Annotated in this window: 21 protein-coding genes; 12 read left to right on the plus strand and 9 right to left on the minus strand. The window is 68.2% G+C overall.

Annotation, left to right across the window (positions count from 1 at the left end; all coding sequences use genetic code 11):
* Positions 1-21: 21 nt before the first annotated feature.
* Complete coding sequence (locus H8F25_RS03785) at positions 22-462, plus strand: peptidylprolyl isomerase (protein WP_197212077.1); 441 nt, start codon at positions 22-24, stop codon at positions 460-462.
* Between the two features lie 175 nt (positions 463-637).
* On the opposite strand, the gene ribBA is transcribed toward H8F25_RS03785, so the two are convergent.
* Positions 638-2,209, minus strand: a complete 1,572-nt coding sequence (gene ribBA / locus H8F25_RS03790; protein WP_370525871.1) for a bifunctional 3,4-dihydroxy-2-butanone-4-phosphate synthase/GTP cyclohydrolase II — start codon at positions 2,207-2,209, stop codon at positions 638-640.
* A 242-nt stretch (positions 2,210-2,451) separates the two neighbouring features.
* On the opposite strand from ribBA, the gene argC reads away from it, so the two are divergent.
* Positions 2,452-3,516, plus strand: coding sequence for an N-acetyl-gamma-glutamyl-phosphate reductase (argC, locus tag H8F25_RS03795; RefSeq protein WP_197212079.1), 1,065 nt, complete (start codon positions 2,452-2,454; stop codon positions 3,514-3,516).
* An 11-nt stretch (positions 3,517-3,527) separates the two neighbouring features.
* On the opposite strand, the gene purN is transcribed toward argC, so the two are convergent.
* Positions 3,528-4,100: a phosphoribosylglycinamide formyltransferase gene (purN, locus tag H8F25_RS03800; RefSeq protein WP_370525808.1), complete on the minus strand. Its 573-nt coding sequence runs from the start codon at positions 4,098-4,100 to the stop codon at positions 3,528-3,530.
* 92 nt (positions 4,101-4,192) lie between these two features.
* On the opposite strand from purN, the gene H8F25_RS03805 reads away from it, so the two are divergent.
* Genes H8F25_RS03805 through H8F25_RS03815 form a run of 3 tightly spaced genes read left to right on the plus strand, consistent with a single transcriptional unit; the run spans position 4,193 to position 7,090 of the window.
* On the plus strand, positions 4,193-4,537 hold the full coding sequence (locus H8F25_RS03805) for a DUF1257 domain-containing protein (RefSeq protein WP_231597054.1): 345 nt from the start codon (positions 4,193-4,195) through the stop codon (positions 4,535-4,537).
* Complete coding sequence (locus H8F25_RS03810; RefSeq protein WP_231597055.1) at positions 4,530-6,242, plus strand: M61 family metallopeptidase; 1,713 nt, start codon at positions 4,530-4,532, stop codon at positions 6,240-6,242. The genes H8F25_RS03805 and H8F25_RS03810 overlap by 8 nt, the downstream gene beginning before the upstream one ends.
* A complete protein-coding gene (locus tag H8F25_RS03815) occupies positions 6,239-7,090 on the plus strand; it encodes an N-acetylmuramoyl-L-alanine amidase (RefSeq protein WP_197212082.1) in 852 nt (283 codons plus the stop codon). Before H8F25_RS03810 ends, H8F25_RS03815 begins: the two co-directional genes overlap by 4 nt.
* A 44-nt stretch (positions 7,091-7,134) precedes the next feature.
* On the opposite strand, the gene H8F25_RS03820 is transcribed toward H8F25_RS03815, so the two are convergent.
* On the minus strand, positions 7,135-7,914 hold the full coding sequence (locus H8F25_RS03820) for a helicase DnaB (RefSeq protein ID WP_231597056.1): 780 nt from the start codon (positions 7,912-7,914) through the stop codon (positions 7,135-7,137).
* 317 nt (positions 7,915-8,231) lie between these two features.
* Between H8F25_RS03820 and H8F25_RS03825 the strand changes: the two genes are divergently transcribed.
* Positions 8,232-9,836, plus strand: coding sequence for a glucose-6-phosphate isomerase (locus H8F25_RS03825; RefSeq protein WP_197212083.1), 1,605 nt, complete (start codon positions 8,232-8,234; stop codon positions 9,834-9,836).
* Positions 9,837-9,894: 58 nt separating this feature from the next.
* Here the strand turns inward: H8F25_RS03825 and H8F25_RS03830 are convergent, their stop codons facing one another.
* The 3 genes from H8F25_RS03830 to H8F25_RS18025 all read right to left on the minus strand — a co-directional run bounded on the left by H8F25_RS03830 (position 9,895) and on the right by H8F25_RS18025 (position 15,619).
* Positions 9,895-10,371 (minus strand): EamA family transporter, encoded by a 477-nt coding sequence (locus H8F25_RS03830; RefSeq protein ID WP_231597057.1) that lies wholly within the window; start codon positions 10,369-10,371, stop codon positions 9,895-9,897.
* A gap of 22 nt (positions 10,372-10,393) precedes the next feature.
* Complete coding sequence (leuS, locus tag H8F25_RS03835; protein ID WP_231597058.1) at positions 10,394-13,045, minus strand: leucine--tRNA ligase; 2,652 nt, start codon at positions 13,043-13,045, stop codon at positions 10,394-10,396.
* Between the two features lie 153 nt (positions 13,046-13,198).
* A complete protein-coding gene (locus H8F25_RS18025) occupies positions 13,199-15,619 on the minus strand; it encodes an SGNH/GDSL hydrolase family protein (RefSeq protein WP_197212085.1) in 2,421 nt (806 codons plus the stop codon).
* A gap of 89 nt (positions 15,620-15,708) precedes the next feature.
* Here H8F25_RS18025 and H8F25_RS03845 point away from each other — a divergent pair, with 89 nt between their 5' ends.
* Positions 15,709-16,692, plus strand: coding sequence for an IS5 family transposase (locus H8F25_RS03845; RefSeq protein WP_197210200.1), 984 nt, complete (start codon positions 15,709-15,711; stop codon positions 16,690-16,692).
* A 410-nt stretch (positions 16,693-17,102) separates the two neighbouring features.
* Here H8F25_RS03845 and H8F25_RS03850 read toward each other — a convergent pair whose 3' ends face one another.
* Positions 17,103-17,342: an RNA chaperone Hfq gene (locus H8F25_RS03850; protein WP_197212086.1), complete on the minus strand. Its 240-nt coding sequence runs from the start codon at positions 17,340-17,342 to the stop codon at positions 17,103-17,105.
* Positions 17,343-17,370: 28 nt separating this feature from the next.
* Here H8F25_RS03850 and dapF point away from each other — a divergent pair, with 28 nt between their 5' ends.
* The 5 genes from dapF to dacB all read left to right on the plus strand — a co-directional run bounded on the left by dapF (position 17,371) and on the right by dacB (position 22,601).
* A complete protein-coding gene (dapF, locus tag H8F25_RS03855) occupies positions 17,371-18,561 on the plus strand; it encodes a diaminopimelate epimerase (protein WP_197212087.1) in 1,191 nt (396 codons plus the stop codon).
* Between the two features lie 13 nt (positions 18,562-18,574).
* A complete protein-coding gene (locus tag H8F25_RS03860; protein ID WP_197212088.1) occupies positions 18,575-19,765 on the plus strand; it encodes a cysteine desulfurase family protein in 1,191 nt (396 codons plus the stop codon).
* Between the two features lie 164 nt (positions 19,766-19,929).
* Positions 19,930-20,613: a DUF1995 family protein gene (locus tag H8F25_RS03865; RefSeq protein WP_197212089.1), complete on the plus strand. Its 684-nt coding sequence runs from the start codon at positions 19,930-19,932 to the stop codon at positions 20,611-20,613.
* Positions 20,614-20,681: 68 nt separating this feature from the next.
* Positions 20,682-21,206 carry a DUF4330 domain-containing protein gene (locus H8F25_RS03870; protein WP_197212090.1) on the plus strand — a complete coding sequence of 175 codons (525 nt, stop codon included), beginning with the start codon at positions 20,682-20,684 and terminating at the stop codon, positions 21,204-21,206.
* Between the two features lie 42 nt (positions 21,207-21,248).
* Entirely contained in the window at positions 21,249-22,601 is a 1,353-nt protein-coding gene (dacB, locus tag H8F25_RS03875) for a D-alanyl-D-alanine carboxypeptidase/D-alanyl-D-alanine-endopeptidase (RefSeq protein WP_197212091.1), read from the plus strand.
* Between the two features lie 228 nt (positions 22,602-22,829).
* Here the strand turns inward: dacB and H8F25_RS03880 are convergent, their stop codons facing one another.
* Both H8F25_RS03880 and coaD read right to left on the minus strand, forming a co-directional pair.
* The gene (locus H8F25_RS03880) at positions 22,830-23,780 is read right to left on the minus strand and encodes a hypothetical protein (RefSeq protein ID WP_197212092.1); all 951 of its coding nucleotides are present in this window, start codon (positions 23,778-23,780) and stop codon (positions 22,830-22,832) included.
* Positions 23,770-24,273 carry a pantetheine-phosphate adenylyltransferase gene (coaD, locus tag H8F25_RS03885; protein ID WP_197212093.1) on the minus strand — a complete coding sequence of 168 codons (504 nt, stop codon included), beginning with the start codon at positions 24,271-24,273 and terminating at the stop codon, positions 23,770-23,772. Before coaD ends, H8F25_RS03880 begins: the two co-directional genes overlap by 11 nt.
* Between the last annotated feature and the right edge of the window lie 78 nt (positions 24,274-24,351).

Consider the following 24,351-nt stretch of genomic DNA (forward strand, 5'->3'; position numbering starts at 1 on the left):
CACTCCCCGCCTCCCGACGCGATGACCACGGCCCTGATGGAGACTGACGCCGGCACGATCACCCTGACGCTGTTCGATGCCGATGCGCCTGGCACCGTCGCCAACTTCGTGAAGCTGGCCAATGAGGGCTTTTACGACGGCCTGGCCTTCCACCGTGTCATCCCCGGCTTCATGGCCCAGGGCGGCTGCCCCAACAGTCGCGAGGGCGCCCGCGGCATGGCCGGCACCGGCGGCCCCGGCTACACGATCCCCTGCGAGATCAACCCCAACAAGCACAAGGCTGGAACGCTGGCGATGGCCCACGCCGGCCGTAACACCGGTGGCTCGCAGTTCTACATCTGCTTCGAGCCCCAGCCCCATCTCGATGGCCAGCACACCGTGTTCGGTCAGACCGACAACATGGATGTGGTGCTCAAGCTGCGCAATGGCAGCCGCATCAACAAGGTGTCGATCCAGGCCTGAGCTGCGGCCCCCTCTCCCGTGGCGCCCCCTCCCCCGCCTGGATGGGGGATCCAGCCCGCAGGCCCGCCTGGCGATGCCTACGGGCCTTATTAGCAGTCGCGCGATCGTGCCGCCCGCAGTCTGCCCCCGCTGATCCGCGCGTCGGGCGCTGTTGCCGCATCGGTCGGCGCCCCGTTCAGCTCCAGACGAGGAACGCCCCGGGCTGCAGCACCGGCAGCGGGCAGCTGCGGCTCTCCGCAGCCCGCAGTTCACTCAGCGGACGCCGTTCCGGCTCCAGGCTGGAGCTCGGGTGGGCCGCACGGCGCAGATCCGGCGCCAGCAGCAGGGACACTGCCCCGGTCGCCGTGGGTTCCGCCAACCTCTGCACCGTCGCCGCCAGATCGGCGGCCGTGAGGGGGTGCCCCTGGGGTGAAGCCAGCAGGATCGCCAGATCCGGCCGTTCCAGCAGGGCCAGCAGCCGGGGGTCGTTCTCGGCCTCCAGCAGCAGCCCGTGGCCTGTGGCCCAGGCCTGCAGGGTTTCGAGCATCAACCCGAGCCGATGGGGATCCTCCTCCCCCCTCCAGGCGACGACCGCCGTGAGGCCATGGGCCTCCTCCTCCATCAGGTGGCCCAGCTTGGTGCGCTTCGCCTGCAGATAGGTGGCGTTGTGCTGGCCGGGATCCATCACCAGCGGCACCCGATCCACCACCTCGAGCCCGTAGCCGCCGAGGCCGGCGATCTTGCGCGGGTTGTTGGTGATCAGCCGCAGCCGCTGCACCCCCAGATCGCTGAGGATCTGGGCGCCGACGCCGTAGTTGCGCAGATCGGCCGGGAAACCCAGCCGCTCATTGGCCTCCACCGTGTCGAGTCCGCCGTCCTGGAGGCTGTAGGCGCGCAGCTTGTTCACCAGGCCGATGCCACGGCCCTCCTGGCGCAGGTAGACCACCACCCCCTCGCCGGCCCGCTCGATCATGCGCAGCGCCGCCTCCAGCTGCGGCCGGCAGTCGCAGCGCAGCGAGCCGAAGGCATCGCCGGTGAGGCATTCGCTGTGCACCCGCACCAGCACCGGAGCGCTGGCGGACTCCGGCTGACCTTTGACGATCGCCACGTGCTCGCTGCCGTCGAGTTCGTTGCGGTAGCCGATCGCCCTGAAGGTGCCGAAGGCGCTGGGCAGCCGCGCCTCGGCCTGACGGCGCACGAACCGCTCGGTGTCAAGCCGGTAGCGGATCAGATCGGCGATCGAGATCAGCCTCAGGCCATGCCGCCGGGCGTAGTCCACCAGCTGTGGCAGCCGCGCCATCGAGCCGTCCGCGTTCTGGATCTCGCAGATCACGCCGGCCGGGTAGAGGCCCGCCAGCCGCGCCAGATCGATGGCGGCCTCGGTGTGGCCGGCCCGCTTCAGCACGCCGCCGTCCCTGGCCCGCAGCGGGAAGATGTGCCCCGGTCGGCGCAGGTCGCTGGGTCGGCTGTCGGGATGGATCGCCACCTGGATCGTGCGCGCCCGGTCCTCGGCGGAGATGCCGGTGCTCACCCCGTTCTCGGGGCCGGCGTCGACGCTGACGGTGAAGGCGGTCTGATTGTTGTCGGTGTTGCGATCGACCATCAGGGGCAGATCGAGCGCATCCAGCCGCTCGCCTTCCATCGCCAGGCAGATCAGGCCGCGGGCTTCGGTGGCCATGAAATTGATCTGCTGGGGCGTCGCGAACTGGGCGGCGCAGATCAGATCTCCCTCGTTTTCACGGTTTTCGTCATCCACCACGACGATCACCTCGCCGTTGCGGATCGCGGCCAGCCCATCGGCGATCGAGTCGAAGCGGAACTCGGCCTGGGTCAGGCTGCCGGCAGCGTCACCCGCTTCGGCAGGGAGGGGCGAGGGCATGCCGGAGGTGGGAGGGGGAAGGAGGTCGGGTCGGAGGTTCAAGGGAACCGCGGCAGAGGATGCCGGCGTCGGTCCGGTCTCAGGAACCTTTTATAGAACCCGGTACGATCCCTGCTTCCTGCGATCGCGCCATGACGAGCCAGCGCGTCGCCGTGATCGGCGCCAGTGGATACGGGGGTCTGCAGACCCTGCGGTTGCTGCAGGGCCATCCCGGCTTCACCGTCACCTTCCTTGGAGGCGAGCGCAGCAGCGGCCGCCGCTGGAGCGAGCTGGTTCCCTTTCTCCCTCTGGCCGGCGATCCGCTGGTGCGCAGCCCCGATCCCGATGCCATCGCCGCCGAGGCCGATCTGGCGGTCCTCAGCCTGCCCAACGGCCTTGCCGCCCGCCTGGTGCCCCAGCTGCTGCAGCGCGGCGTGCGGGTGGTGGACCTCTCCGCCGACTATCGCTACAGCTCCCTGGCCCAGTGGCAGGACGTGTATGCGAGTGAGGCGCGCGAACTGAGCCGCACGGATGCCGATCTCTGCGCCGAAGCCGTCTATGGCCTGGCGGAGTGGCAGGCCGAGCGGATCGCCGCCGCCCGCCTGGTGGCCGCTCCGGGCTGCTTCCCCACCGCCAGCCTGCTGGCCCTGCTCCCCTTCCTGAAGCAGGGCCTGATCGAAACCGGCGGCATCGTGATCGACGCCAAGACAGGCACCTCCGGTGGCGGACGAGCCGCCAAGGAGCACCTGTTGCTGGCCGAGGCGGCCGAGTCGGTGATGCCCTACGGCGTCGTGGGCCACCGTCACACCAGTGAGATCGAGCAACTGGCCAGCCAGGCCGCCGGACAGTCGGTTCAGGTGCAGTTCACCCCCCACCTGATGCCGATGGTGCGGGGACTGCTGGCCACGGTCTATGCCCGGCTGCGTGACCCCGGTCTCACCGCCGAGGACTGCACCGTGCTGCTGGGGGCCGCGTATCGCCACAGCCCCTGCGTCGAGGTGCTGCCGGTGGGCACCTATCCGGCCACCAAATGGGCCCGCCACACCAATCGTGCCCTGCTCTCGGTTCAGGTGGACACGCGCACCGGCCAGCTGATCGTGATGAGCGCCATCGACAACCTGGTCAAGGGCCAGGCCGGGCAGGGGGTGCAGTGCCTCAACCTGATGGCGGGTCTGCCTGCGGAGACCGGTCTGCCTCTGCTGCCGTTCTATCCCTGAGCCGCCCCGCGTCAGCCCCTGAGACGGGCAGCCGCCAGGGCGATCGCCAGGGGAAGAATGCGGTGCTCCTGCCGATGGATGCGTGCCGCCAGGCTGCCGTGGTCATCCCCCTCCAGCAGGGGCACGGCCGCCTGAACCAGCACCGGTCCCGCATCCACCTCCGGCGTCACCAGATGGGCGGTGCAGCCGGTCAGCCTGACGCCGGCGGCCAGGGCCTGGCCGACGGCGTCCACGCCCCGGAAGCTCGGCAGCAGCGAGGGATGGATGTTCACCAGCCGCTCCGGAAACGCCTCGATCAGCACGGTCGTGACGATGCGCATCCAGCCGGCCATCACGATCAGATCGACCCCCGCGGAGCGGAAGGTCTCGATCAGGGCCTGATCCAGCGCCTCGCGGCTGGCAAACAGGCGGTGATCCAGCAGCTGCACCGGCACGCCCAGCCGGTCCGCCCGCTGCATCGCGCCGCACTCGGGCTTGTTGACCACCAGCAGCGCCACGTCAGCCCGCAGCGGACCCTGGCGGCAGGCCCGCACCACAGCCTCGAAATTGCTGCCGTCGCCGGAGGCCATCAGGCCGAGGCGCACGGGCCGATGCTCGGGCCAGGGCTGTGACGACGGCCACTGGACGGTCTGCAGGTGATCGCTAGGGTCTCCGGACCCGGACATGCCTTCATTCCTTGTCCCACCTCACCATCCTGCCAACGGTTCTGCGCGATGCCGATCGGCTCGAGGCCGTTCTGATCGCCCGGGGTCTGACGCCGAGCCGGGGCGGCAGCCTGCCCAGCTTCCCGCCGGAGCGGCAACCGGTGGAGCTTCAGGTCCAGCTGGCCGATGGTCTTCAGTTCGGCTGGCAGCGCCAGAGGGATGGGTCGCTGGGCCTGGTCTGTGATCTGCAGCGCCTCAGCCGCAGCCAGCGCCTCGAGCGCCTGCTCGGTGAGATCACCCGGGCCTACGCCGCCCGCAAGGCCCTGGACGAGGCGGCCGACCAGCTCCCGATGGCGCAGATCGAGCTCAGTGCCTGAGGTTCGCCTCGATCTACGCCAGCCCCACCGCCAGCTGGTGGAGGTGGAGCTTCATGTCCGGGCCCGCCCCCATCCGCAGCGACTGCGGCTGCCGGCCTGGACTCCCGGTTCCTATCTGATCCGGGACTACGTCCGCACCCTCGAGGATCTGCATGCCGAGGCGGAGGGGCGGCGGCTGCCGCTCGAGCGCACCGGGGTGGCCGAATGGCTGCTGGATGCCAGCAGGATCCGTGGCCCCGTGACGCTCCGCTACCGCATCCTGGCCACGGAGCTGACGGTGCGCACCTGCCATCTCAGCGCCGAGCACGGCTTCCTGGCCCTGGCCGGTGTGGTGCTGCTGGTGGAGGGAGAGCGCTGGTCGCCCCACAGGCTGGAACTGTGGCTGCCCCCGGGCTGGCAGGGTTTCGTGCCCCTGCCTGTGGATGGTCAGGGCGGCTGGCAGGCCCGCGATTTCGACCAGTTGATCGACAGTCCGGTGGAGGCCGGGCCCCATCCGGAGCATGCCTTCGAGGTGCAGGGCGTGCCGCACCGCTGGGTGAGCTGGGGTGGCGATCTGCCGCGCCACGACCCCTCCTGGCTGAGCGATGTGGCGCGGCTCTGCCACCAGTGTTGCCTGCTGATGGGTGAGCCGGCGCCGGCGGCGCCGCACTATCTGTTCGTGCTGCATCAGCCCCTGAGCGGCTATGGCGGGCTGGAGCACGATGACGGCTGCGTGCTGCTCTACGGAAGGCAGGATCTCGAGCGGCCCGAGGGACGCCGCCGGTTGCTGCAACTGGTGGCTCACGAATACCTGCACCAATGGAATGTGCGCCGCCTGCGCCCGGCGGAGCTCACCCCCTACGACTACGACCGGCCGACGATCGTGCCGACCCTGTGGTTCGCTGAGGGGATCACCAGTTATTTCGACCAGCTTCTGCCCGTCGCCGCCGGTCTGGTCGAGGAACAGCAGCTGCTCGACGATCTGGGAGCCGACCTGAGCCGGTACCTGCTCACCCCCGGCCGCCACGTGCAGAGTCTGCGCGCCAGCAGCCAGGAAGCCTGGGTGAAGCTCTATCGGCAGGATGCCCATTCACCGGACTGCCAGGTCAGCTACTACCTCAAGGGCGCTGTGCTGGCCCTGGTGCTCGATCTGCGCCTCAGGCGCCATGGCTCCTGGCTGGGGGCCGTGCTCCAGCAGCTTTGGCGCTCCCATGGCCGCTGCCGGCGCGGCTACCGGGAGGCTGATCTGCTGGAGGCCTTCACCGGTCACGATCCCGATCTGGCGACACTGTTGCCGCAGTGGCTCGATGGCCATCAGGATCCACCGCTGCACGAGGAGCTGGCCGGGGTGGGTCTGCGTCTGGTCAGCGAAGCCTCCAGCCAGTGGGGCTGCGGTTTCAAGGCGGCTGCCACGGCCGGCAGCCTGACGCTGCAGCGGGTGGAGCGCGATGGTCCGGCCCAGCGGGCGGGCCTGCTGGTGGGTGATGAACTGCTGGCCCTCGCCGGGCGGCGTCTGCGCAGCCCGGAGGAACTGGCAGCGGCGCTGCGGGCCACCGAGCCCGATGCTCCCTCGATGCCGCTGCTGTTCTGCCGCGACGGTCGCGTGCGCGAGACCCTGATCGATCTGGAACCGCCGCCGCTGACGGTCTGGCGCCTGGAGCTCGATCCCGCCGCCACCAGCGAGGCCCATCAAGGGCGTCGCCGCTGGATGCACCTGCAGCCATGAAGGCCCGCTTTCATCCTCTGCTCCCCGCGGCCGTCGGCGCCGCCGCGCTCGTCTTCGCCGGACTGGGCTGGCTGTTGTCCGGGCTGCGCTGGCCCGCTCCGCAGCTGAGTTCCGACCGGCTTCTCGAGATGCTGCAGGCCAACCCCACCCCCAGCCGGCCGGCGACGCCCGCACCACGCCCTCCCGAGGCCCCGGCCTGGCAATCACCCATGGCCGCCCTCTGTCCGGCTGTGGACGGGGATCTGGTGGAGCGCATGGCCGGCCTGCGGCTCAACCAGCGCAGCATCCGCACCGATCCCACCAACTATGGCGAGCGTTTCGAGCGGGATGCCTTCGGCAACCGCCTCGACCCCACACCCCGGGTGGTGGTTCTGCATGAAACCGTGTACGGGATCGAATCGGCCATTGCCACCTTTCTCACCCCCCATCCCCGTGATGAGGACCAGGTCAGCTATCACTCCCTCGTGGGTCTCGACGGGCAGGTGGTGCAGGTGCTCGATCCCTCCAGGCGCGCCTTCGGGGCCGGCAACTCCGCCTTCCAGGGCAAATGGGCGATCACCAATCCCAAGGTGGGCGGTTCGATCAACAACTTCGCCCTGCACCTGAGCCTCGAGACGCCTCTCGATGGCGAGCACGACGGGCCTCGGCACAGCGGTTACAGCGCGGCCCAGTACGACGCCCTCGCCCTCGTGCTCGCCGACTGGATGCGCGCCTACGACATTCCATGGGAGAACGTCACGACGCACCGCCATGTCGATCTTGGTGGCGAGCGTGCCGATCCCCGCAGTTTCGACTGGTCGGCGCTCAAGACACGCCTGATTGCCCTCGGGTTGGCCCCCGCCTGCTGATCTGAGCCCTCCGGTCCCGGGGGTGGCGGATCAGGGGCTGGCCTTCAGATCAGGGGGCTGGTGGGCGTGCGGCGCGTGCCGTAGAGGATTCCGTGCAGCTCGGGGTTCTGCATGTAGCGCAGGATGCGGCCGGGATAGTCGAGCTTGCCGTTGTGCAGATAGGCCAGGGTGGCCAGGGCCTTGGCGTCGCGTGGGTCGCGGCTGGCCATCAGCAGGCGATGGCGGGGCAGGTTCAGGACGCGGCTGAGCCGGGCGAACTTACCGACCAGCACCTCGACATTGCGCTCCGGATCGAGCAGGTGCAGGCGCGCCGCACTGATCTGCTCCGGGGTCGGGTCGTCGGGAAGCAGCCCCTGCTTCTTCAGTTCCCCGATGCTGAGCTGGGCCGGGCCGTGGGTCTGGAAGAGCCCGGATTCGGCGGCCAGGGGGGTGTCCTCGCCGGGCTTGGCGTGCTGCAGTTCATCAAAGAGCACGGCGGCGACCAGCATCGGATTGATCTGCTGGCGACGGCTTTCGCTGAGGATGACCGGCCTGAGCTCCTCGAGCCGGCTGAGGGTGTGAGCCCGCAGAGGCTGCAACTGATCAAGGCCCTCGGTGAAGAGCTGGGCCAGCTTCGGTTGGGGCCCGTGCACCCCGAAGCGCCGGCGCAGTTCCGCGAGCTCCTCGGCGGTGAAATCGAGCGGGTCGGGTCGCTGCCCTTCATTGACTGAACCATGGGGATCGGTGCCAGCAGCGCGACCCGGCGCTTCGGTGGTGAGAGCGCGGTCGGGCCCCATCTGACCGATCGGCCCGATTCTCCAGGCCAGAAGGGGACCGGCCAGCACCGCCGCCAGGGTGAGCAGCCCGAGCGGCCAGGGGAGTGGCCATCGCCCGGAAGAGCTGCGGCGATCAGGAGACAGGAGCCCGACGGCACCGCTCGCACCCAGGGATCCTTTGTGCCCGGCGCTGGAGCGGGAGAAAGGAGAGCGCAAGCGAGAACCGTAAAAAAGTCAGATTGATTTAAGGAGAACCTGGCGTTTTTGGCCAGTGCCGCAGCGCGGTGTGTGGGCTGGCCCATATGACCTGCTCCCGGCGCATCCGGCTTGCCGGATGCGCACCCGCCTGGATACGGTTCCCACGCCAGTGCGGCGCTCCAGAGGCCATGACATCGCTTCCGCCGCTTGACGGCCAGGATCCAGCCGCGCTCTGGCAGCGCTTCTCCCGGTTGCTCTGGCACGACGACGCCCTCGGTTTCTGGCTCGACGCCAGCCGCATGGGCCTCGATGAGACCAGCCTCGCCGCACTCGAGCCACGCTTCGCCCAGGCATTCGAGGCCATGGGTGCGCTTGAAGCCGGTGCCATCGCCAATCCCGACGAGCAGCGTCAGGTGGGGCATTACTGGCTGCGGGCTCCTGAGCTGGCGCCTGATCCCGCCGCCGCCCACCACATCACCGCTGAGCTGGATCGCATCGAGGCGTTCGGCCGTGATGTGCTCTCCGGGGTGCTGGAGGCCAGTCCCGGTCGGCCCTTCACCGATGTGCTGTGGATCGGCATCGGCGGCTCGGGCCTCGGGCCGTTGCTGATGATCCGGGCTCTGCAGGAACCCGGGGTCGGTCTTCCGTTCCACTTCTTCGACAACGTCGACCCCGACGGCATGCGGCGAACGCTGACGTCTCTGGGGGACCGGCTGGCCACCACCCTGGTGATCGTCGTCAGCAAGTCCGGCGGGACGCCTGAACCGCACATCGGCATGCTTCAGGCCCGACGGGCGCTCGAGGCCTGCGGTGGGACCTGGAACCGCCAGGCGGTGGCCGTCACCATGCTCGGCAGCAAGCTCGATCAGGAAGCCGAGCAGGGGCGCTGGCTGGCGCGCTTCGACATGTTCGACTGGGTGGGCGGCCGCACGAGCATCACCAGCGCCGTGGGCCTGCTGCCCGGTGTGCTGATCGGCAGTGACATCCGTGCCTTCCTGGCCGGCGCGGCGGCGATGGATGCCCTCACCCGCTGCACCAGCCTGCTCGACAATCCCGCCGCCCTCCTGGCCGCCAGCTGGTACGTCGCCGGTGATGGTCGCGGTATCCGCGACATGGTGGTCCTCCCCTATCGCGATCGGCTGGAGGTATTCAGCCGCTACCTGCAGCAGCTGGTGATGGAGAGCCTCGGCAAGAGGCTCGACCGTTCCGGCCAGGTGGTGCATCAGGGTCTGGCCGTCTACGGCAACAAGGGCTCCACCGATCAGCACGCCTACGTCCAGCAGCTGCGCGACGGTGTCGACAACTTCTTTGTGACCTTCATCGAGGTGCTGGAGGATCCCGGCGACATCCCGACGCTCGAGGGCGAGAATCCCGGTGATTTCCTCGATGGATTTCTGCAGGGCACGCGTGCGGCCCTCAGCGAGGAGGGGCGCTCCAACCTGACGATCAGCCTGCGCCGCCTCGATGCCCATGCCCTCGGTGCCCTGATCGCCCTGTTCGAGCGGGCCGTGGGCCTCTACGGCGAACTGGTCAACATCAACGCCTACCACCAGCCGGGTGTGGAGGCGGGCAAGAAGGCCGCCGCCGCTCTTCTGGAGCTTCAGGGGCGTCTGGAGCAGGCTCTCGAGCCTGCCGAGGAGCGCAGCCTGGTTGAGCTGCAGGAGCAGTTGCAGCTGCCCTCTCCCGAGCCCCTCTACTGGATCCTGCGCCATCTCTGTGCCAATGGCCGGCCGGTGGTGGCCACCGGAGACTGGGGCGAGCCCGCGTCGCTGCGCTTCCGGGCCACGGTCTGAACTCCTCTCCAGAGGGCGCCCCCCCCCCCGCAGGTCTGGGGGCCCGTCCTTGCTGTACTCAGAGCGCGACCAGCACACCCCCCACCGCGATCAGGGCCACACCGATCCAGGCGCGCAGGCTGAGCTGTTCACCCAGCAGTGCCGCCCCGAGCAGGGCCACCAGCACCACACTGAGCTTGTCGATCGGGGCCACCCGGCTCACAGGCCCGAGGGAGAGGGCGCGGAAATAGCAGAGCCAGGAGGCCCCGGTGGCCAGGCCCGAGAGCACCAGGGCGATGAGACTGGCCCGGGGCAGCGTCTGCAGGCCCTCCCAGCGCAGCTGCCCGCTGGCCGCCACCAGGGCCGTGAGGGCCAGCAGCACCACCAGGGTGCGCAGCAGTGTGGCGACATCGGGCGGGATCCCGCTCACCCCCTGCTTGGCGAGAACGGCGGTCAGTGCAGCGAAGGCTGCCGCCAGGAAGGCCCACAGCTGCCAGCTGCCGAGCAGTGCGCTCTGTCCCACGGAGGGGTCGCCGAGGCCGGGGTCGCCGCTCATGGAATCGCAGCCGCTGGGGAGTTCAGGGGACCAGATTCACCAGCTTGCCCGGAACGACGATGACGCGGCTGGGGGCCCTGCCCTCGAGCCATTTGGCGGCGATGTCGCTGGCCAGGGCCAGTTGCTCGAGGGTGGCCTTGTCGGCATCGGCGGGTACATCGAGGCTGCCGCGCACCTTGCCCTTGATCTGGATCACCAGAGGCACGGTGTCACGCACCAGGGCGCCGGCATCAACCGCGGGCCAGCCCTGGTTGTGGATGCTGCTGCTGGCCAGGGAATCCGCCTCGCTGCGGCCGCCGAGCTTGAGCCACAGCTCCTCGGCCAGGTGCGGCGCGAAGGGCGCCAGAAGGATCAGCAGCACCCGCAGGGCCTCGCAGGCGACCTCCGGGCGGCTGCCCTCCAGGTGCGCAGCCATCGCGTTGCTGAGCTTCATCAGCTCCGAGACGGCGGTGTTGAACTGGTAGTCGCCGTCGAGGTCCTCGCTGATCGCCGCGATGGCGGTGTGCACCGCCCGGCGCAGGGCCTTCTCGTCGTCGTTCAGGGCTGACCCCTCGGCTGCCAGGACGCTCTCCACAGCCCCGGCGCATCCGGCATCGCCCACGAGGCTGAGACCGCGCTCGTGTGCCCCTTCCACCAGGCGCCAGAGGCGCTGCAGGAAGCGGAACTGGCCCTCGACATCGGCGTCATCCCATTCGAGGTCCTTCTCGGGAGGAGCCTTGAACAGGATGAACATCCGCGCCGTGTCAGCGCCGTAGCGATCGATCACCGCCGCCGGATCGACGCCGTTGTACTTGGATTTGGACATCTTTTCGTAGAAGACCTCGAGCCGCTCACCGGTGACCGGATCGCGCGGATCATCGGGATCCGCCACATCTGCGGGAGCGATGTACTTGCCGCTGTGGGGATTCTTGTAGGTGATCCCCTGCACCATGCCCTGGGTGAGCAGGCGGCTGAAGGGCTCATCGAAGCTGAGCAGGCCACGATCGCGCAGCACCTTGGTGAAGAAGCGCGAGTACAACAGGTGCAGGATGGCGTGCTCAATGCCACCCACGTACTGATCCACCGGCAGCCAGTGGTTCACCGCCGCCTTGCTGAACGGCAGCTGGCTGTTGCCCGGATCGCTGTAGCGCAGGTAGTACCAGCTGGAGCACATGAACGTGTCCATGGTGTCGGTCTCGCGCTGGGCGGGCTGGCCGCAGCAGGGGCAGGCCACCTGCTTCCAGGATTCGAGCTGCGAGAGCGGCGAGGCGCCCTTGCCGCTGAAGGCCACATCACGGGGCAGCTCCACCGGCAGCTGATCGGCGGGCACCGGCACCACGCCACAGCTGTCGCAGTGGATCACCGGGATCGGGCAGCCCCAGTAGCGCTGGCGGGAGATCAGCCAGTCGCGGAGGCGGAACTGGATTTTCTCGCGGCCCCAGCCCTCCGCCTCGGCGGCAGCGGTGATGGCGCGCTTCGCCTCTGCAGAGGCCATGCCATCGAAGCGGCCGGAATGGATCAGCACACCCGCCTCGGTCCAGGCACCACCTTCGAAGGCATGCTCGTCGCTGCCTTCGGGGATGATCACCTGACGCACCGGCAGCTCGTACTGGCGAGCGAACAGGAAGTCGCGCTGGTCGTGGGCGGGCACCCCCATCACGGCGCCGGTGCCGTACTCGGCCAGCACGTAATCGGCGATCCAGAGAGGGATCAGCTCACCGTTGGCCGGGTTGCGCACCCGCGTTCCGATCGGCACGCCGCGTTTGGGCTTGTCCTCGGCGGTGCGCTCCTGCTCGCTCTGGCGGCTCACCAGATCGCAGAAGGCCTCGACGGGGATCTGCTTCGCTTCGGTGGTCAGCTGCGGCACCAGCGGATGTTCCGGGGCGAGCACCACGTAACTGGCACCGAAGATCGTGTCCGGCCGGGTGGTGAACACGGTGATCCGTTCGCCGCTGGAGTTCCCTGCGGCTTCCACCACGTCGAAGATCAGTTCGGCCCCGGTGCTGCGACCGATCCAGTTGGCCTGCATCGTGCGCACCCGCTCCGGCCACCCCTCGAGCCGGGGCAGGTCGTCGAGCAGCTGATCGGCATAGGCGGTGATCTTCAGAAACCACTGGCGCAGCTTGCGCTTCTCCACCAGTGCGCCGGAGCGCCAGGAGCGGCCTTCGCTGTCCACCTGCTCGTTGGCCAGCACCGTCTGATCGACGGGATCCCAGTTGACGCTCGCTTCCTTCTGATAGGCCAGGCCGGCCTCCAGGAACTGCAGGAACAGCCACTGGGTCCAGCGGTAGTAGTCGGGCCGGCAGGTGGTCAGCTCCCGCTCCCAGTCGATCGACAGGCCCAGCTGATCGAGCTGGCCGCGCATGGCGGCGATGTTCTGCTCGGTCCAGCCCGCCGGATCGACACCCCGTTCGATCGCCGCATTCTCCGCAGGCAGGCCGAAGGCGTCCCAGCCCATCGGATGCAGCACCCGCCTGCCGCGCATCCGCATCACCCGCGCCACCACATCGGTGATCACGTAGTTGCGCACATGCCCCATGTGCAGGCTCCCCGAGGGGTAGGGGAACATCGACAGGGCATAAAACGTCTCGCCGGGCTCGTCCGCGCTGGGCGTCGCCCACAGCTGTTCGTCCTGCCACCGGCGCTGCCACTGCTGCTCGATCGCCTGTGGGCGATAGCGGGAGGAATCGGTCACGGGCCAGGGGGACTGGAGCAGGCGTGATCGTGACACAGCCAGACCCAGGCTCGTCAGGCAAGAAGCCATCGCCACCGCCTGCTTCCTCCGCGCCAGGGAGTCCGTGGAGGAAGCAGGCCCCGGCGCCGCGCCCCGATCGCCGCCGGGCAGGAATCAGCTGAGCCAGGTCGTGTCGAAGCTGCTCACGCCGTTCAGGGCGATGACCCCATCGAGTGTGGCCGGGTCACCGAATCGGATCTGGAGCAGGCCCCCTTCCGCGGTCGTCTGGAATGCGACGACCTGCTGCCAGTCCTGCTGGGTGGGGATGAAGAACAGATCGCCGACGGACTCGGCGAAGGCGGCCGACAACTGCAGCCGATCTCCGTCAGCGGCATTGAAATCGAGGATGGTCTGCAGTCCGTCCGCCAATGCTTCCGAGCCGATGGCGAACACATCCGCCCCTGCTCCGCCCCGGAAACGGTTGCGGCCGCCACCGCCGATGAGCAGGTCATTGCCCACCCCGCCGTCAAGGAGATCGTCACCGTCCAGGCCGGTGAGCAGGTCGTTCCCGGCGAAGCCGTTGAGTTCACTGCCGCTGCTGAACGCCGTGATCGCGTCGTTGAAGCGGCTGCCGTTGGCCACCCCGCCCTGCGCCACGATCGTCTGATTCAAGGTGGCAGCGTCCAACTGCGTCTGCTCGGCCTCGAGGGTCAATTCGATCGACCGCGCCAGCATGGCGTGTCCGGACTGGGTGGGGTGGACATCGTCGAAATACAGATAGGCGTCAGCATCGGTGGCCTGATTCGCCTGCGACGATTCAGTGGTGTCGGCAATGCCATAGGAGGCGAAGGTTCCAAGGGAATCGCCGAACCGTGAGCAGTTGAAGCCGTACTCGTTGTTGAAATCAATCAGTGCCGCGTAGGGGAACATCGCCTGCACGTCGTCAATCATCGCCGAGAAGGCATCGCGGAACACCGTGACGGCGCCGGCGTCGAGCAGGGCCTTCCATTCGGGAGGCAGCTGGCTCAGGAAGGGCATGGTGTAGGTGACCCCATCCACCTCCCCCTGGAGGGGCGCCAGGCTGGATGTCAGCACCGAGCGGGCCCCTCCGGAGCGGAGCAGGGTGATCAGGCTGGCCCGGGTCTCCTCGAGAATCGTCAGCAGCGTCGTCTCCAGTGTCTCCCCGGTGCTGACAGCGGCCAGAAGGTTGTTCCCCCCGGACCAGAGCGTCACCAGATCGTTGGCCAGTGATCTGGACTCAACCGTCAGGGCGTGAGCGATCTGGGATTGCACCCTCAGGCCGCTGAGTGAGTAGGGGGGACCGAGCAGCGGTGGTGGAAACTCCGGCGGATTGAGACTCGCCAGCACCTCGAACAGAGTCTGGTTGCCGCTGAGTGCCCCTCCGATCGCATAGGAGGGGTTGCCGGGAGGGGCGGGAATCGTGCTGGGAGGCCCGCCGATGAAGCTGTTGCTGATGCCGGCGCCCGTGCTCGTGTCGAAGGGAATGCCCAGGCTGATGCGCAGGTCGGTCTGCCAGTTGGACTGGGCATTGCTGAAGGTGGATCCGCTCCAGGCGGGCTGGGCCTCCGGTGCCAGGACCTGCTGGTAGAGCGCGGCGGCACGGGAGCCGAAATCACTGAGGCTGTCACCGAAGACGGTGAGCTGTTCGAAGCCCGTCTCGAGTTGCGACTCGATGATCAGGATCAGGTCATTGAAGTCGTCGTCGCACGGGGCGGTGCCGATCTGGAGATCCTCCAGGCCAAAGACGACTTGGTTGTTGTCTTCCGGGAGAAAACTCTGCACCTGAACGGCGAAGCCGCGATTGGCAGCGGAATAGGTCGAATAGACAGTGCCGTTGGCGTCATCGAAGAACAGCACTCCGTAGCTGCTGCCAGCGTTCAGGCGCACATCGGTGAGGGTGATCTCCTCTCCGTAGGCGGGCATGCTGTCTGCAGCGAACAGCAGGCCAGTGCGTGTCGCCAGCTCGCGTGCCGCCTGCACATAGCCGGGCTGCACCGCAGTGAATGTCTGCCCGTCCAGCGTCACCGCCCCGGTCACCGGGTCGACGGCGTAGAGGGCAAAGCCGTTGTTGTTGGAGCCAAGTCGCTTGATGGTGATCGAGACGCTGTCGCTGCCTGCCGCGAGATTCAGAGCTCCCGAACCCTGCTCGTAGAGCCGGTAGACATCGCCTTCCGTGGTTCTGATCTCCACGGTGTTGGCCGTCGCCACGATGTCTTCGATCGTGGCAGCCATGCCAGCCTTGTCCCCGGCGACATCGCTGATGATCACCTGGTAGGTGCCGGCGCCGTTGATCTGTGTTGCCCGGGAGCTGCCGATCGCCTGCGCTTCGGTGATCAGCCAGTTGGAGGAGGGATCCGCGGAAAAGATCCTGGCGCTGGTGAGGGACTCCGGTGCGGACGCCTCCAGGGAGGTGATCAATGTCTGCAGCGTCTCTGCCTCCGACTCCGGTCGGGCGATGGCCAGCGAACTGTCGCGGCTGGCGAGGCTGTCGGCGCGGGTGACGTTGAGGCTGATGTCACGCAGGACTTTCAGTTCGAGCTTGTCGGAGACAACGAAGGCCGACTCCCAGGTCATCCCAGTACAGCGAATCACACGCTACATCTTAGGAACCCCTGAAAAACCCGATAGAATCAGTACAGTTCCAATAATGAGACTGGCAGCGGATGGCGGCCCCCCTCCAGTTGGGTTTCACGGACTACGAGCAGACCTACGCCAAGAAGAAAACGCGCCGGCAGCGCTTCCTCGATGAGATGGAAGCCACAGTGCCCTGGGATCCTTTCCTGGCCTTGATTTCGCCTGTGTACCACAGGCCTTCTGCCAAGGGCGGGCGCCCACCGTTTCCGCTGGAGGTGATGCTGCGCATCCACCTGCTGCAGCAGTGGTTCACGCTTTCCGATCCCTTGATGGAGGAGATGCTGATCGATACCCCCTGCTTCCGCCGCTTTGCTGGGATCGACATGGTTGAGGACCGGATCCCTGACGAGACGACGATCCTGAACTTCCGCCACCTCCTGGAAGAGAATCGGATAGCAGAGCAGATCCTGGAGACGGTGAACCAGAGCCTGCGGGAGAAGGGCGTGATGCTTAAGGAGGGTACGATCCTCGATGCCACAATCATCAACGCTCCCAGTTCAACCAAGAACAAGACGGGCGAGCGGGATCCTGAAATGCACTCGGTGGCCAAAGGCAACCAGTGGTTCTTTGGGATGCGGTGCCACATCGGTGTGGATGCAGCCTCGGGTCTGGTCCATTCCGTGGTGAGCACGGCTGCCAACGTCCATGAGCTGAACACGGCACCCGATCGCGTCCATGGCGAGGAACGCGTGATCTACGGCGACTCTGGCCACATCGGCATCGAAAAGCGTGAGGCGTTCAAGGACTGCGAAGCAGAGATGCGCATCGCCATGAAGCCCGGACAGCGCCGAGTTCTACCGGACACCCCAGAGGGAAGACTGCTGGATCTGATGGAGGCGGCGAAAGCACATGTCAGGGCAAAGGTGGAGCATCCATTTCGGATCATCAAGTGCCAGTTTGGATTTCGGAAGGTCTTCTACCGAGGCATCCGCAAGAACAACCTCAAGCTGACGATGCTGTTTGCCCTCGCCAATCTCTGGATGGTGCGCGAACGTTGTCCTTCTACAGCGTAAATGACAGAATAAGTGTGCCATCTTGAGGGTGAGCAGCCAAAAATGATCGGGGAACTCACGAGAAATAAGCCAGTCAGGCCCTGGATTGGAGTACCTGGCGAGTAGCCAAGGACAAAATACCCCACTTGTGTCTCATTGGCGAGAATGAGACACGCTTGCGCTCAATTCCCGGTCTTGATCAGAGCTTCCCTTACGGGGATCTGTCTCTATGGCTGTGCTGGTGACGTTTCGTCACTCTGCTTGGGTCGTCTTGGTCCTGAAATAGGAGTGAATGATGCGCGCGCCGGCCATGCGGAGAGCGCAATACCCCCCTGAGCATCGTTCCGTGCTCCGGCCGTCTGAGGCCATGGCCGCTCGCTGCCGGCGTCGATGGGCCAGGCCAGAGTGTCCTGCCGCGGCCACTCCGCGGCTCAGGCCAGTGCCCGGAGCACCACGATCGCGTCGCGGCTCAGAAGGGCCAGCGGCATCCCCGCCTCCTGCCGCAGCGCCAGGAAGTGAGCGTCCTGCCATTTGATCGTGCCCTCCATCTCGTGCCCTCCGAACAGCGCGATGCGGACGGGTGTGCGATTGCGGATCAGCTCCTGCACATGGCGCACGCTGGGCAGGCTGGTGTCGAGCCGGGGGGAGCGCTTTTCGAAGAAGCTCTGCATAGGATCAAGCGGTTCCGGCGCGGCGATTGTGCTTCAGTTCAGCAAGTATCAGGGCCTCGGCAACGATTTTCTGCTGCTCGACAGCCGCCATGGCCTGGCTTTCGGCGACGGTGGCGGTCCCGTTGATCTCGACCCGGAGAGCATTCGCCGCCTGTGTGACCGTCGCTACGGGGTGGGGGGCGATGGCGTGATCCTCGCTCTGCCGCCACGGGAGGGGGGCGAGCTGCGCATGCGCATCTTCAATGCCGATGGCACCGAACCGGAGATGTGCGGCAACGGCATCCGCTGTCTGGCCCGCTTCCTGGCGGATACGGACGGCGACAGCCCCGGCCGCTCCTGGCAGATCGAGACCCTGGCCGGCCGGATTGTGCCCGAGCTGCAGGCCGATGGCCGGATCCGCGTTGACATGGGCGCTCCCTTTCTCGAGCCGGAGCAGGTGCCGACCACCCTGCCCGTCGGTCCTCAGGGCCTGCCCCAGGGGGAACTCGAGGTGGACGGCTATCGCCTGCGGGTGGCGGCGGCGGGCATGGGCAATCCCCACGTGGTGATTCCGGTGGAGGACGTGGCGGCCGTCGACCTGGAAGGCCTCGGTGCCGCCCTGGAGGTGCATCCCGCCTTTCCGGCCCGCACCAATGTGCATTTCGTGCAGGCCCTGCAGCCACAGCATCTGGTGATGCGTGTCTGGGAGCGTGGCGCAGGCCCCACCCTGGCCTGCGGCACCGGCGCCTGCGCCACGCTGGTGGCCTGTCATCTGCTGGGGTTGAGCGAGCGCCGAGCCCGTCTCGATCTGCCCGGCGGCAGCCTCGAGATCGACTGGGACGACGCCAGCGGCCACCTGTTCATGACCGGTCCGGCGGAGGCGGTGTTCCAGGGGGTGCTGGCCCCCGACCTGATCGCGCTGCCGGAGTTTCCCCCGCTGGCGCCGCCTGCAGATGATGACGCTGCCGCGATGGCAGCCCCGCTCCCCGATGCCGCCCCCGACGTCATCGCGAGCGCCGCGCCTGCCACCGGCGTCCCGGACATCGATTGTTCAACGGCCTGCGTCAACGGTTGCGTGCGGCCCGAGGCCTGTGCCAGCGCCGAGGCGCGCGCCCGCGTCGAGGCGCTGCTGGGTGGCCGCTCCCTCGATGAGCTGGTGGATCTGGCGACCACGTCGCTGGAGTCCCGAACGCGGGCCCGCTTCACCTCCGGCGGCATTCCGGTCGACCCCGGGGTCTGACGGCCCTGCTGCGATGGCCCTGCCGCCCCTGAGCCGCTACCTCGACGCCTCGGCGACGGCGCCGCCGGCTCCCGAGGTGCTGGCGGCCATGCAGGAGGCGTCCCTGGAGGCCTGGGCGAATCCCTCCAGCCTTCACGCCTGGGGTCTGGCCGCCGCCGAACTGCTGGAGCGCAGTCGGTTGCGGCTGGCGGATGGGTTGGGCACCGATCCGCGGCAGCTGGTGCTCTGCTCCGGCGGCAGCGAAGCCATCCACCTCGCCCTGCTGGGAAGTGCCTCCCGCCTTCCTCCCGGTCGCCTGCTGATCTCGGCGGTCGAACATCCGGCCACCCTGGCCGCCGCCAGCCTGCTGCAGCGTCAGGGCTGGCAGCTTGAGATGCTGCCAGTGGACCGGCTGGGGCGGCTGGATCCAGCCCAGGTCGCGCGGCGACTCGATCCCCCCACCCGGATGGTGTCGATCCTCTGGGGGCAGAACGAGGTGGGCACTCTTCAGGAGATCGGGGCGCTCGGCCGTCTCTGCCGCGCCGCCGGAGTGCGGCTCCATGTTGATGCCGTGCAGGTGCTCGGCCATCTCCCGATCGATCTGGCCCGGCTGCCGATCGATCTGCTCAGCGTCGCCGCCCACAAGCTGCAGGGGCCGCGCGGCATCGGCGCCCTCGCCCTCGCTGAGGGGGTGGAGATCGACCCCCTGATCGCCGGTGGAGGCCAGGAGGGTGGACGCCGCGGCGGCACCGAGCCGGTGCTGCTGGCCCATGGATTCGCCACCGCCCTCGATCTGGCTCGCGATCGGCTGGCCGCCCATGGCGGCGTCGACCCGATGGCCGTCCGGCGTGATGACCTGTGGCGAGAGCTGCAGATGCTGCCGGGCGTGCGGCTCTCCGGCCCCGATCCGCTGCTGCCGGGTGCCCGTCTGCCCCATCACCTCTCCCTGCTCGTGGCGGATGGGCAGGGGCGGCCGCTGTCGGGTCGGGCGCTGGTGCGGGCTCTGGCCCGACGCGGTTGGGGGGTGAGCAGCGGCTCGGCCTGCAGCCAGGGCGGCGGTGAGCGCCCCAGTCCGGTGTTGCTGGCGATGGGCTGCAGCGCCGCGGAGGCCCTCAGCGGCCTGCGGATCAGCCTCGGCCCCTGGGTGAGCGCCGAGGTGCTGCAGACCTTCCCGGCGGCTCTGGAGGATGCTCGCCGCGATCCGGCGGTGGCGGCGGGCGCGTGAGTGCTCTCAGCGGTGGACGTCCATCGCCACGCCTTGGGTCTGCTGCAGGGTCCTGGATCCGGAGGATGCCGGCCGATGGGCCGGAGCCCGGGATGGCGCTCGCCTCGGCCTGGGAGCCAACCCGGTAGGGTCCGGCCACCACCCGACCGGCCATCGCGCGCATCATGCTTCCCCCTGATCTGCAGAGCGCTGAAGCCGAGGCCCTTGGGGCCATCCGCGCCGCCCTTGCGGTCGGAAGCGGCGGCCGCTGGACGGTGGAGCTGCGCTTCCAGGGGCTGCGCCTGCTGCCGGTGGTGCTGCGTCTGGCCTCGGCTCTGGTGCAGGACGGTGTGCCGCTGCGGTTGCTCTGCGCCGACATGGGGGCCACCGCCCTGGCCCGCCGGGATGCGCCGGAGCTCTCCGAGCGGATCGCCAGCTTCGGTGATCAGATCCGCCGCCAGGCCGAGGGGCCCAGCGAGGGGGTGCTGCTGCTGCTCGGAGCGAGCCAGGCGGAATACGAGCAGGTCGAGCAGCTCTGCGGCAACCATCGCGGCCCGGTGCTGCTGCTGAATGCGGCCCTCGAGGACGCCGCCGTGGGCATCGGCAGCGTTGCCCGCCAGCGCCGCCGCGGCTTTCTCTCCCAGTGGGAGGCCGCCTATGCCCTGATCCCCCAGGCGGAGAGCGCCCTGCGGCGCGTCTATCCCGGCTCCTGGCAGCTCTATCGCCTCGACCCCGATGGCTACCGCCTGGCCGGTGAGTTCGAGCGGCGTCCTGATGGTGAACAGCAGGCGGAGGCGCTGGGCGCAGAGGCGGGCCTGGGGGGCAATCTGAGGGCCCTGGGGGATCTGATCGAAGGCCTGCAGAACTGAGGCCGGCCATTGCGGGCACTGGTGGCCCCTGGCGGACCTCCGTACACTTCGCTGACTTTCCGGACGCCATGGCCAGCGAATCTTCCACCCCCCGCTCCTGGAACCTGGTGGACCTGGGCGCCGGGGCGGCCGTGCTGCTCGCCGTGGTCGGCGTGTTCTGGAGCCCCAAGCTGAGTGGTGCCGTCGCCCGTGCCACCGGTGGCATGCAGCCGGTGACGGTGTCCGTGGATGTGCGCGGCGTGCCCTCCGCCGACGCCGCCGGCCTGCTCAAGGCCGCTGAGAGCGAAGGCAAGGTGTCGATCGTGATCCGCAATCAGCCCCATGGCACGGTGAAGATCAACCGCATCATTCCGCTCCAGCGGCGCATCTCGACCCTCACTCCCGATGGACGTGTCGTGAGTGCCGACGACCCGAACCAGAAGACCTTCGGCACCTTCGATGCCCGTTTCATCCTCGAGGGTGAGGGGCGCAGGTCTGCCGGTGGCGTCGTCTTCGGCAACCAGACGATCAAGATCGGAGCGCCGGTGGAACTGGAAGGGGGCACCTATCGCTTCGGCGGCAGCGTCACCGATCTCAAATCCGGTCAGCCCTGACAGGGCCGTCTGACCGCTCCGATCCCTCCCTGAGTTTCCGCCATGCGTCCCCTGTCACTGCCCCGCACCTGTCGCCGACTGCCGCTGCGGGGGGGGCTGCCGGCGGTTCTTCTCGGGGCCTCTCTGTGCGCTCCGTTCCTGGTGGGCGCGGCGCAGGCCCAGTCCTGGGCACCGGCACTGCCCGCGAACCGGCCCCTGGAGGTGCCCGGGCCGGTGTCCCTTCCCCCCCAGCCGGCGGCCCTGGGTGCCCCGAGGTTGGCTAGCCAGGTCAGCTGTCCGACGCTGCAGCAGCGGCTGCAGGCGGTGATCGGCTCCGAATCGTCGGTCTGGAGCGTGTCCGTCGCGGACCCCAGCGGCCGTCTGCTGGCCGATGTCAATGGTCTGCTGCCGCGGGTTCCGGCCTCCAATCAGAAGCTGCTCAGCAGCGCCTTCGCGCTCGACCGTCTGGGGCCTGATTTCCGGCTCAGCACCCAGCTGTGGCGCCTCAACGACGGCACACTGCGTCTCACCGGCCAGGGCGATCCCGATCTGGCCGTGCCCCAGCTGCAGCGCTTCGCCAAGCTGGTGGCCACGACCAGCGGCGGCCAGCCGGTCCGCCTGGAGCTGGCGGAACTCCCCTCCCAGGCCTGGTGGCCTCAGGGCTGGGCTTCCGGTGATCGCGCCATGGCCTACGGCGCCCCGGTCACCCGGCTGGCGATCACCAGCAATGTGATCGAGGCCGCGGTGATGAATCCGCCCGCCCGCCTGCGCACGCTGCTCGGTCGTGCCCTGAACCAGCAGGGCGCTCGCGCGAATGTGAACCTCATCGATGCGAATGCGCCGCTCCCAGCGGATGCGGTACTGGTGCATGAAGAGCCCTCCACGACGATGCAGGGGCTGCTCAGCCTAGCCAACACCGAAAGCCACAACTTCACCGCGGAGGTGTTGCTGCGCTCCGCCGCCGGCACCTGGAATCTTGACCAGGCCGCTCGGGCGCAGACCGACTGGCTCTTCAATCAGGGGCTGCCGATGCAGGGGGTGCGCGTCTCTGACGGCAGCGGCCTGAGTCGCAGCAACCGGCTCACGTCACGCTTCCTGGCTGCCCTGTTGCTGCGCATGGATCAACATCCCTACGGCCGCGACTACATCGCTTCGATGGCGATCGCCGGTCAGCGCGGCACCTTGCGCAATCTCTACAAGGGAACCTCCCTGGACGGCCGTCTGTTCGCGAAGACCGGCACCCTGACCGGTGTGCGTTCGATCAGCGGCGTGCTGCAGACCAGCGACGGCCCCCGTTATGTCAGCGCGATCGCGAACGGGGCCTCGGCCCCCAATCGCACCATCGGTTCGATCCTGCGCCAGGTTCAGAATGTTTCCCTCTGCGCGGTGGCTCCCAGCGCGGTTTCCCCGTACTGAGGGTTCTGCCGGTCGCTGAGGGTTTGCCGCGGTGATGCGGCTGACGCTTCGATCTCAGCCCGTGGCCAGGGCGATCGTCCCGCTGATCCACGACACGGAACCGGGAGATCGGAGGCTGGTTTCACCTGAAAACCGCAGGAAGAGGGAGCCGAAGTGCACCCCTCCTCCTGCGGTCGCTTGTTCGTCCGGACGTTGGCCGGCGGTCTCCGCTCCTGACGGAATCCCTGCTCAGCTGGCCAGGTTGCGACTGGCGGCGCGGCGAAGCCGGCCTGCGGCACGACGGGCCCGTCCACCCACGGGCTCCAGCTCCTGGATCACGGCGGCATCGCTGCGGGGCGCTGCCGGCGGTTCCTGCACCTGAATGCGACCCAGCTCCTGGCGCCCGGCGAGCACCACCTGGCTCAGGTCCTTGAGGCGCCCCTCCAGCTCCCCCAGCACCTGCTCGGCGTAACGGTTCGCTCCCTCCTGAATCGCATTCGCTTCCTGGCGGGTGCGGCCCATCAGGATCTCGCACTGCTGCTGGGTCTGCTTGCTGAACTGCAGCGCGTCGTTATGCAGTCGCTCGGCCTCGGCCTGGCTGTCCCGCTGGATGCGCAGTCCCTCCTGGCGGATCGTTTCGAGTTCCTGCATCGCCTGCTGACGCGCGCGCTCATGCTGCTCGAGCAACTGACGACCGCGATCGGCCGCCTCCTGCTCCAGTTGTTGCCGGCGGGCCTGTGCCTCCTGCTCGAGCTGCTGACGCCGGCCGGCGTACTGCTGCTCCATCTGGGCCATCCGCCCCTGATGCTCCTGCTCGGTCTGGGCGACCTGCTGACGGGTCTGCAGGACCATCTGCTCGCACTGCTGGCGGGCCTGCTCGCGAAGCTCCGTCACCTGGCGCTCGGCCTCCTGACGGATGCCGGCCTGGTTGATGAGCTGCTCGCGTTCTCGCCGTGCCTGGTTGACGATCTCCTCGGCCTGCTGACGGGCCCGTTCGATGAACTCATCGCGCTTGCGCAGCAGATCCTCAGCCTGGGTGAGCTGCAGAGGGATCGCTTCCCGCAGGGCGTCCATCAGTTCGATCGCGTCCTGCTCGTTCACCAGTCGGCCGCCGCTGAAGGGGATGCGGCTGCCCTCAAGGACGATCTCCTCGAGCTGGTCCAGCTGGTCGAGGGCGGTGATGCGGACCTCAGACGTCATGGGGAGTGGAGGCTGATGCACGATTAAAGAGCCTCTGAAGGTCCTGCGCCACTCCCCTCGGCACCATGTGGGAGACATCGCCGCCGAAACGGGCCACCTCCTTCACCACCGAACTGCTGAGGAAGCTGTAGCCCACGGCCGTGGCCAGAAACAGGGTCTCCAGCCTGGGGGCCAGGCTGTGGTTGGTGTGGGCGATCTGCAGCTCGTATTCGAAATCGCTCAGAGCCCGCAGGCCCCGCAGGATCACATCGGCGCCGCATCGCTGGGCAAAGGTCACGGTGAGGCCGTCGAAGCTCGCCACCTCCACCCGCTGCAGATGGGCGGTGGCGGCGCGGATCTGGGCGAGCCGTCGCTCCAGAGGAAAGCAGGGCTGCTTACCGGGGTTCTGGAGCACCGCCACGGTGACGCCATCGAACAGGCGCACGCCCCGTTCGATCAGATCCAGGTGTCCCAGGGTGAGGGGATCGAAACTGCCGGGGTAGAGGGCACGCATCGCAGGCCTGGAGAGGGCCCAGCCTATGGACCCGTGGTGGATGCTGCGCGGGGCCACCCCGGAGCCGCTTCCGGCCGT

It is taken from the genome of Synechococcus sp. CBW1004 (assembly GCF_015840715.1).
Classification (GTDB): domain Bacteria; phylum Cyanobacteriota; class Cyanobacteriia; order PCC-6307; family Cyanobiaceae; genus Cyanobium.